The 9,704-nt window shown below is 53.6% G+C and carries 9 protein-coding genes; 3 read left to right on the top strand and 6 right to left on the bottom strand.

Annotation, left to right across the window (positions count from 1 at the left end; translation table 11 throughout):
• A partial coding sequence (locus NOM55_RS17210) for a TolC family protein (RefSeq protein WP_255909869.1) occupies positions 1–1,011 on the top strand: 1,011 nt, incomplete at its 5' end.
• A gap of 323 nt (positions 1,012–1,334) precedes the next feature.
• On the opposite strand, the gene NOM55_RS17215 is transcribed toward NOM55_RS17210, so the two are convergent.
• On the bottom strand, positions 1,335–1,733 hold the full coding sequence (locus tag NOM55_RS17215; RefSeq protein ID WP_255909870.1) for a helix-turn-helix domain-containing protein: 399 nt from the start codon (positions 1,731–1,733) through the stop codon (positions 1,335–1,337).
• Positions 1,734–1,825: 92 nt separating this feature from the next.
• On the opposite strand from NOM55_RS17215, the gene NOM55_RS17220 reads away from it, so the two are divergent.
• Positions 1,826–2,677, top strand: coding sequence for an SDR family oxidoreductase (locus NOM55_RS17220; protein ID WP_255909871.1), 852 nt, complete (start codon positions 1,826–1,828; stop codon positions 2,675–2,677).
• Positions 2,678–3,890: 1,213 nt separating this feature from the next.
• Here NOM55_RS17220 and NOM55_RS17225 read toward each other — a convergent pair.
• The 5 genes from NOM55_RS17225 to NOM55_RS17245 all read right to left on the bottom strand — a co-directional run bounded on the left by NOM55_RS17225 (position 3,891) and on the right by NOM55_RS17245 (position 7,362).
• Positions 3,891–4,217, bottom strand: a complete 327-nt coding sequence (locus tag NOM55_RS17225; protein WP_255909872.1) for a hypothetical protein — start codon at positions 4,215–4,217, stop codon at positions 3,891–3,893.
• A 657-nt stretch (positions 4,218–4,874) separates the two neighbouring features.
• The gene (locus NOM55_RS17230) at positions 4,875–5,141 is read right to left on the bottom strand and encodes a hypothetical protein (RefSeq protein ID WP_255909874.1); all 267 of its coding nucleotides are present in this window, start codon (positions 5,139–5,141) and stop codon (positions 4,875–4,877) included.
• 11 nt (positions 5,142–5,152) lie between these two features.
• On the bottom strand, positions 5,153–5,332 hold the full coding sequence (locus NOM55_RS17235) for a YodC family protein (RefSeq protein ID WP_255909876.1): 180 nt from the start codon (positions 5,330–5,332) through the stop codon (positions 5,153–5,155).
• A gap of 80 nt (positions 5,333–5,412) precedes the next feature.
• Positions 5,413–6,036 carry a hypothetical protein gene (locus NOM55_RS17240; protein WP_255909878.1) on the bottom strand — a complete coding sequence of 208 codons (624 nt, stop codon included), beginning with the start codon at positions 6,034–6,036 and terminating at the stop codon, positions 5,413–5,415.
• 546 nt (positions 6,037–6,582) lie between these two features.
• Complete coding sequence (locus tag NOM55_RS17245) at positions 6,583–7,362, bottom strand: hypothetical protein (protein ID WP_255909880.1); 780 nt, start codon at positions 7,360–7,362, stop codon at positions 6,583–6,585.
• 625 nt (positions 7,363–7,987) lie between these two features.
• Between NOM55_RS17245 and NOM55_RS17250 the strand changes: the two genes are divergently transcribed.
• Positions 7,988–9,016 carry a hypothetical protein gene (locus NOM55_RS17250; protein ID WP_255909882.1) on the top strand — a complete coding sequence of 343 codons (1,029 nt, stop codon included), beginning with the start codon at positions 7,988–7,990 and terminating at the stop codon, positions 9,014–9,016.
• The last annotated feature ends 688 nt before the right edge of the window (positions 9,017–9,704 follow it).

A 9,704-nucleotide genomic window follows, 5' to 3' on the forward strand; every position in this document is an offset into this window, starting at 1 on the left:
TTCGGTGGCTTGCGGCGCGGGCAAGAAGCGGCGCTGTCCGAGTATCAGGCTTCGGAAGCCGGTGCCACGGCCACGCGCCTGACAGTGGCAGCCCAGACTGCCGACATTTATATCAGTATCCGCGGATTACAAGCCCGCCTGGATGTTGCCCGTCGGCAGGAGCAGAAACAGCAGGCGCTGCTTAAAACCCTCCAGCTGCTCTATGGCAAGGGGCTGGCGGCCGAACTGCAGGTGGACCAGGCCGAAGGGGCGCTGGCCCAGGTTCAAGCCTCCGTGCCAGTGCTCGAAACGGGGCTGGACGCCGCCATGAACGCACTGGATGTGATACTGGGTTCGTCTCCCGGCACGCATCGTGTCGAGTTGGTCGAAGTTGCGGCCATCCCTGTCGCCCCACGCATCGCCGCCACCGGATCACCGGGCGAGTTGCTCCGGCGCCGGCCTGACCTGATCGTGGCCGAGCGTCGTCTGGCCGCATCGAATGCACGTATCGGCGTTGCCCTTGCCGAGTACTACCCCAAACTCTCGCTGAGCGGACTGATCGGCAGCGCGACAGCAGTATCGGCCGGCAATCTGTTTACTGGTGGTGCCAGCCAGGCCGCCGGCGTAATAGGGCTGCGCTGGCGTTTGTTCGACTTTGGCCGCATCAACGCACAGATCGACCAGGCCAAGGGGCAGGAGGCAGAAAGGTTGGCCGCGTATCGGCTCGCCGTGCTGCGGGCAACCGAGGATGTAGAAAATGCCTTCTCGGCCCTGGTCAAACGCGAGGAACAGGCTGTTGTCCTGGCCAAAGGCGTGGACTCGCTCGGCCGCGCCCGGTCGGCGTCGTTTGCCGCCTATCAAAAGGGGGTCGTCAGCCTGATCGAGGTGCTGCAGGCCGATGACAATTTGCTCCGCGCCGCTGACGCACAAGCACAGGCGCAAACAGAGTCGGCACGTGCAGCGGTCGCAGCCTTCAAGGCGCTAGGCGGTGGTTGGCACCCCAACAGGTCCGAAGTGCAGGCAATCAAGTAGCAATAGCGGCGAGACCGGCGTCCTGTTCAAACCTGCCATTGCGAATCTGTCTACTCACTGGCTCCTTTGGTCGAGCAACTGACGATCCATCAGCTTGGTCGGCGGGAAGTCGGCCAAAGCCGCTTTCTCACCATGCGCTCTGAGCGTCTGTTCAGGGTCAGATACCGACCATTTTCCTTGCACCGGTGCCGTCGCCGGCTCTCTACTACTGTGAACGCGTACTTCCGATCCAAAGCAGCAGTGCGTAAGTCAGCGGTATCCGGCGGAGATACAGTTTTGTACCGTCGTCTGTCCATCAACCCGGGAGCAACGAAAATTGCGATTCATTGTGGTTTTGGAGCCTGAGACTGCTGCGATTTGATGATATTTGGCAGGTTGTGTTCAATCCAGTCAGTTAGTGCTTCAACATGGAGACCTATGCCTTCGCCCAGTGGGGTCAACGAATACTCCACATGCGGGGGCACCACCGGATACGACACGCGACTGACGAACCCATCCTGTTCCAATTGCTGCAGCGTCTGCGCCAACATCTTTTCACTCACCCCACCTATTTTGCGGCGCAATTCACTAAAACGATGCGTTCCTTCCATTAGCGCCATGAGCACCAGTATTCCCCACTGACTGGTCACGTGTTTGAGGATTTCACGCGAAGGGCATTGTGCTGCAAGCACGTCTCCACGACGCATGGCCGCCGCAAGTTTGCCGGTATCTGTTTCAAACATATCACTTACCTTTTGGTGCGTACTTACGAATAGTTAGTATAGCGGGTATTCTACATTCACCCTATCAACCCACGAAAGTAAAGGTAGCCACGATGATTGCAATTACTGGAGCCACCGGCCAACTCGGCCGCCTCGTTATCAGCTCTCTACTGAAGAAAATTCCAGCAGATGACATTATCGCCATCGTGCGCAGTGTGGAAAAAGCGAAGGATATCTCCGCGCTGGGTGTGAACGTTCGTCAGGCAGACTACAACCAGCCCGCCAGTTGGGATGCGGCACTGCAAAGAGCGGAAAAAGTCTTGCTTATTTCCTCTAGCGAAATCGGGCAGCGCGTCCAGCAACATCGAGCAGTTATCGATGCAGCGCAACGCGTAGGTGTAAAGCTGTTGGCTTACACCAGTGTTTTGCATGCCGACACATCCGTACTCGGACTTGCCGACGAACATCGGGAAACAGAAGCGGCCATCCTTGCTTCTGGCGTGCCATTTACTCTTTTACGAAATGGCTGGTACACCGAGAACTATGCAATGGGGATCGGTGCCGCACTGTCGCTAGGCGCGCTATATGGTTGCGGTAGCGACGGACGAATCTCTTCCGCCAGCCGTGCTGATTATGCAGAGGCTGCTGCCGTCGTGCTGACCAGCGACCATCAGGCTGGAAAGGTGTACGAACTTGCAGGAGATACCTCCTACACGCTGAGTGAATTTGCCGCAGAGATTTCACAGCAAAGTGGCAAATCAATTCCGTACATCAACCTGCCTGAAGCGGAATACAAAAAAGCACTATTAGGCACAGGCTTGCCTGAATCGCTTGCCGAACTTCTGGCGAACTCCGATACCGGCATATCCAAGGGCGCGCTCTTTGATCATGGTCAGCAATTAAGCGGGCTCATTGGCAGGCCGACATCGCCATGGCAAGAAGCAGTAAGAGATGCGCTGAATTAAGCCCCATGCCGAGGGGCCGATGATAATCGGCCCCAATTGCACAACCTGGGCGCGCACTCGCCACATGCGAAAGCTCGCAGAAATTGGCAATTCGGTCATTGGTGGCTACGAATATCGATTCGTTGCCCCTGTCCGTCAGCTCCAAAACTAACTTCAGCCATTCGGAAAGCGTATAGCAGCTGGCAGCTCATGGTCGAGAGCAGGATTTCCAAGTTGGCACCCGATAGCCGACAGATGGAAACGCAAGAGCAGCATTCTGGATGCTGTCAGTTACGGCAGCCCCCGGCCAACTGCTGCCGGTCGCCCATTTGGCATAGCCGCCGTTCAAGCGACGGCTTCACTCTGAAACCTGCCGAACAGCCAATGCGAACTCCTCGGCCTTAACGGCCACTGGGATGTACCCTGCGCAATGTCAGCAATCAGTCAGCTAGCGGCCCATCTGGAGTCGGCCTGTAAAGCATGGTGCGGTTACTCGTCTTGAGCGTCGTCCGGAATACGCGAACCACCCCAGCCAGCTGCAACACCATTGTGAGCAACAACAAAACCGCGAAGCTCTCTGTCGGTTATGTGTATTTCCCCTTTGCCAACATTCCCGTGGCAGTCGTCGGCACTAAGCTGCATTTGGCTTCAGGAAGCAGGCGTTCAGGAACGGGAAGCTAGCAATGGTATTACAACGGCCCCAATGTCTCCGCAATCGGAAGCCCCCAAGGGTCATGCCCATCTACGGAGTAGAACTCGAGCTGTGAAAGCGCTCCAGCTTTCTCAAGCAGCACAACTGCAACTAGGCCTCCGGAGCTATCTCTCCCTGCCATAGTCGCAATATCTGTCTCGGTGTCGCCGGCCTCGTAGGCTTGAAAAAAGACAGTTGGACAAATGCCACAACCGCATCGGCCTACTACGTTGAGCGCATCTACTTGCCCCGAAAACCTTGGTGACAGTTCGCGAATAAGCCGCTCCACAATAACGCGCTCCTGAGTACTCAACGGACGAGAGTCTGTGGGCATGAAGAATGGGAATGAAGACTGGGCATCCATGGCTAGCAGTTAATAAGCTGAAAGCTCCGTCAGTATATTGTTAAAGATTTGGGTGGAACACGGTAGCAGAACCGTTGCTTGTCCGCTATCCAGCATAGTTATCGACTATCCGCTCTTGGCCGAGTGCAGCTGTAGGCTGGTACTGAGTGCCCCGGCCAAGAGCCGGCATTGGTTAGGCATCACCTCTCCTCAAGCCATGAGATTAGTTGTCGAATCTGAGCGATGATTTCGTTGGTGTCACCGTCAGTCCGACCGATCTTGTCATAGCGACGAAGCGATTCACGGCAGTAGCCAAGGGCGAGTTCTGGGCTCTCTTTAGCATACGCGTGACAAAGGTGATAAGCAGCCTCCTCGTGCCCGGCTTTTTCGGCTGGCCGCCAGTACTGCTGAATGGCCCGCTCCTTGTTCTGCTTCACACCCCAACCCATGAAGTAGAGGAAGCCCAGGTTGTTCTGGGCATCGACTCGTAGGTACTCAAGTTCCTTGGGGATGTCTTGTAGATCCACGAGCGCCTGCCATTGATCAAGTGCGCTCGAGTATTCTTTGGCCCTAAAGTAGCTTGTGCCTTTGTAGAACCTACACTCTGGGTGTGTTTCAGCCAACGCCTCTAACTTGGGTTCTTGGCATGTGGAGGCATTGGCGACCGTGGCGACTATGCCGAAGGCTAACGAAAGAACGGCTCTGGGTATACGCATTTTGATGATGGCTAATAGTGTTTAGACGATTCACCAGCGAGCGAAAGGCTGATCATTAACGAACCGGTGGGCCTTGACATCACAGCCTGGCTGCTCAGGAGTACCAAGCGAAATGGCCGTTTGTGGTTGGTGACACTCATTGTGCATAATGCCAGAAAGCGGCCACAATGCAGTACATATGCGACCGCTGTCAGCGGTATCCACGGCTTTCTTCCATTTCAACAGCCACACTTATTGGAACAGTGATGCATGTCGCTTGATCCCTAATTTCTATTACTTCTAATTCAGATAAAGGCGAGCTTTTTTGTTTTCAGCGTTACCAAAATGGCAACTAGTGCGGGAACGAACACAAGGCAAAGCTGTTCTTCTTCCACGGTTGTGACTCCTAACGTTTGATGTGAGGTGCCGCCATAGCCGCGAAGGGAACCCACAAGCGCAGCATGTGGGCGGCCCCTCTTGACGGAATTGTTAGCCCCGTGCATCGCGGCCTGGTTCATCCTCGGCTACCCGATGGCGCCAGTATCTATCTGGCTTAACCCAAACAACTGAACTTTCGTTCAACTTGCGAAAGGCATCAAGAACCGAGCGGCCGACAACTAAATTTCCGTCGCTGTTTTCGCGGAGCAAGTCTTCTGCATCAGCTTTTACCAAGTAATCCACTACATCATCTTGGTATATGCATCCGTGCAGAGTAATCTGATCTTGCATCCAATCAGCGGCCTCTGTGGCTTTCATGGCTCGCTCGCTTACTTAACTTTTTCGAGGGAATCTGCGGGAAACGAGCCTTGCTCAAGTTTTTTCCCCGCGAACCACTGGCATACATAAATAGTGCTTTTCTCTTGCGGAAGATTTTTAACGGCCATGTCCGGTCCTCCCGACTTGAGCCTAACGATGTCTCCAACATTGAAAATGGTTGTTGTTGCCATGTTTCTGTCCTTTTGGTTGATGGGCTAACGTTTGACATGAGCGGCCCACGCCGCCGATGCGAGTCCGCTCGATGGAAGGGTTAGGCATCTGCCACATATGGCTCGGGCAGATGATGTGCCACATTAGGTTGGCGCTTCCCAAACTCTTGGAAGAAGTGAACCATGTCACTGACTGCTTGCCTTGCCACCTCCGGAATCTTGTCGCCTTCGCGACCTTCGGAAGCCAGGGGCACCGAAACCTCAACCGCTACAGGATGAACTTGTTGATTCCTGCGCTTGGCGATCCTGTCTAGAATTTGAACGATGACATCGGTGTCTGTGAGGGTGACCTCGTCGCAGAGCTTGAAGAGCTTCTTTAGCTTGGCAACTGGCCCGAGCAACTCAAGCGTTCGATCGAACTGAACAGGGCCAAGGCGCAGAACGCCATAAAAGTTCAAGAATGCTTCGACCGACATTGCAGAAAAGACTTTCACCGAATCCGACAGCAGATCTCGCTTTCGCGCTAGTTGCCAGTGAGCTTTGGTGGTTTCGCCTTCCTTGATGGTCTCCGAGAGAGCCTTTGGCCACGCCTTGTTGACGTCGACAACCAGCACCTCCAACTCGGCGAGAAGCATATGCGCATTCTCGAAGTAACGTTTATCGTTTACTAACCAAGAACCGGGAGTTGTCGGCGACCGAACGGACAGGGGTTTTGCGGATGGCATGAGTGCTCCAGATGCCTAACAGTGTTTATACGGACATCGGTGTCCGTATAACAATTAATATTGTTGACAGGCATTATCGTATCCCAAGTTCATAAGTTTCAAGAGCCTTGTCATACGCGTGTCTGTATAACAATCTCTGGCCAGCATGGCCATACAGCTGCTAACCCCCTGAACAGCAACACAGGGCGACTGCTTCACTCAGATACCTTCCGTTTAACAAATGCTGTCTTGAATGGCCGAATTGGACTGGAAGTACGCGTTCAGAGGGATAGAAAGCCGACGCTCGGCACCGATGGCAGATAAGTGGCCGGTATGTGACCCTGAGCAGACGCTCAAGGCAGATGGGCTGATAGACTGCTTCGGCCGATCAGCTGCCTGGTCAGCCCAGCCAGCGGCTGGTCGCCGGCCAAAGCGGCCAATCTCAGCCAGACTCTCGATGTCCGCTTCTGTATTGATTGCAGCCGTTAAAGTATCTAGAGAGGCAGGGGCGATTTACCGGTGCTGAACGGCTTTATCACACAGCACCGATAGACCGCAGGATTAGCTTTATGGCGTTTGGGTGTTATTTGCCGCGTTTGTGCCGTATACAGGAAAACTTAAGTGGTACCTACCCCACGCGATGAGGATTGTTGGGTAGACGGACGTACGGAGGCTCTTGTACTTCTCAACCATGTTTCCGACCCAGCTGGTATCAACAAAATCTGGCACGAATTCAGGTGGAATCATGAGCTGCGCTTGCCTTGCTGTTTCAATCATGCTCGGCGACACATGGACAGTCGCTTTCATCCCTTCAAGTTCCCAGTTTCGGATTCCATGCCAATAGTCATCTGGCAGTTCGCTCAGTCCTGCATAGCATTTCTCGGTTTCGTCTAGGACTGCTAAAAAATAGTCCAAGGCAAGACTGATGCCATCCTGATATGGAGGTGTGTGCCACGCGGGACCTCCTTCATTGAGTGGTGAACACACGAGAGCCATCATCGTCGCCCCATTGTGTTCCACCTCTATGCCTCCCGAAAGCAGATCGCCAGTCCCATGAGTGATCGCATCTCTCGCCGTTTTCATCAAGTACTCGAAGCCTTGAGGGCTTGCGAAACGTACTAGAAACGTCTTCTTGCCTTCATCGGAAGATTTACCAAGCAGCTCTAGTGCCGATTTCCCCGACCGAACAAATGCATTTAACATATACGACGCTTCACTGATCCTACTAAGTTGTGGGGACCTTTCATGTTTGAAGCCGTCATACAGTGACAGTAGTGAATCCAGCAAAAATGCCGCTTCATGAATAGCACCTTTTAAGCCTAGTAGGGCCACCTGTTTCTTATCCATACTCCTCTACCCACTGAAGCTTATCTGGGCGCAATCATGCCACACCCGGACAATGCAGGGCATGGTACATCTAACGCCCCTCATCGCCGCTCTGACGGTTGATCTTTCCCAACTCGGCGACGCCGACGGCGAGGCTCCTCGCGTCATCAAGCTACTCCCGGTAGGCTATTCCTTGCTCGCGATGATCGTCCAGCCGACCGCTTAACCCTGAGCGACACGACTGCGTCGGCTCGCACTGACGGGACCCAGTTTCGTCGGTGCGATGCTTGTGATAGCTAATCACTGCACAGATGGATTTCTGATGCAGGCCGAATCATTTTATGCCAATGTGCGAGCATGACTGGTATCGGCCAGAAACAGCCTCGCTGATAGACCATGCGACGTCTTAGATTTGGGCATTGTTGCCACTGCCAGGGTCCTGAGCTACGTCAGCAATCTGTTGAATAGCGCCGGTAGCGATTGGCTCGGCCTGATTGACAGCTTACCTAGGAAGCAAAGAATGGCCCTTGCATCATTGTCGATGCCATTGACATTTACAATCATGCCCGCTCGCCCCTTCAACCTTGTTGGTGCGGAGTGAAAATTGGTACAGGGATAGTCCGACACATTGTTCACCAGAATATAAATGGCAAAAGTTAGTCTCGATCAAATCCGCAAGCGACTTGAAGTTTTCGACCAACAACGTCGACACTATGAATGGAAGTCAGGGCAGCTGAGAGGTTTGGCGCGTCACGAAGTATGGCGCCACACCTATCTGGCGAGGCCCTATCTGATTGGTGCACCTGATGACAGAGTTACTGAGCGGTTTCGCAACATATTCCTGAATGTGAATGAGATTGGACCGGATGGTAAGTTGCGGCCTGTGCCAATGTCTGAGACAGATGAGTATATGCAGGTCTTCACACACATGCTCGAAGAATATGGGGGGCGGTTCGGTGGTTTGCCGCCAATTGATCTAATTCAGTCAGCCAAAGCACCGATCCTTAAGTATTTCGAGCATGGCATGCCAATCGGCGTAAGAATGTTCGATGGATACAACACACCTACCACCCCTATCCTTGTCAAATATGGGAAGCGCCAGTTTCTTGAGCCCATGCTGCAAACTGGCAATCTTCGGTTGGCTAACGCGGGGTTGTATAACGACGCGGGTTTCCTTGATGCTGTTCGTGATGATGAAACCAGCCGAACCTTTTTCATTCCTACGTACAAGGAGCGGCTCGAGGGTAAGTCGAATATCAACTTTCAGGGTCACTTGATTGAATTTGACGATGACGACATCGTGCTTCCGCTCGTGTTCCATGACTACTATCTCTTCAGTCTGTGTGAACACATTCACTATCGGATGCCTACTGATTTCGACGCCGACGCGGCCATAGTCATTCGGAACCCCATCCTCTTCAAGCAGCGTCTGATCTCCTCATTCCTTGCGCGCTTTCCAGATTGGATTCCTATGGAAGGAAAGGTGACCTACTACGATCCTTATCGCGATTATACGAAGTTCAGGATCCCAGAGATGGCAAAGCATTTCGGGTACGCTTACCAGAAAGAGGTTCGAGTAGCCTTCAGGCCCCGCGGTCGAGTTTCTACGAACCTTGAGCCATTGTTCTTGTCCGTCGGGTCAATGACTGACTATGCTGATCTGATTTCTATCTAATAGGCACAACCCAATCAGAGGACTGATTTGGTTCGGACGTACGCATTCCGGCGGTCAGAAAGCTGATGTTCAGTATTGGTCCCAATGAAATGGCTGGTCTCAGGCCTTGAGCGGACACTCAGACCAAATGTATTGCATGGCAGCCAAGACCGAATGAGGGCTATTGGCAGATATGCACTGAACTTCTGCTTTGGGTCGGAAGCATGCATTCGTTGACGGTCACCTGGTGTGGACTAGAGCCCGCTGACTGGTTACTGCCACATACCAGACGGTTGCGCAAAGAGCGGCCAACTTCCGCTTTGGCCGACGATCTGCCGGAGTTCTCACCCGGTCGGCGGCAGGTCGGCTAAAGCGGCCTGCCGCACCATCTGCCCCGAGCGACCGCTCAGAGTCACCTATCTACCATTACCTTTGCTTTGAAGCCGAAGGTCTGGTTTCCGTCCCTTTAGACCGCGAACTATGTCGCCTGCATGCGAATTATCTGCATTGGCCAGCACAACAACTCTCAAGGTCGCTATGTATTCGAGGCACAGCCCTCTGGCAAGTACAGCCAAATCAATACTTGTCCTTGATGCCGTGTGCGGCGTCGTGATGGTGTTGCACGGTGTGGATTCAGCGCCAAGCCTGCAGTGCCATTTCCCCGCTGAGGGCAAGCAGGGTTCCCCCCATCAGCAAACGCTGCACGAGT

The organism is Vogesella sp. AC12, assembly GCF_024437575.1.
In the GTDB taxonomy this organism is placed as follows: Bacteria; Pseudomonadota; Gammaproteobacteria; order Burkholderiales; family Chromobacteriaceae; genus Vogesella; species Vogesella indigofera.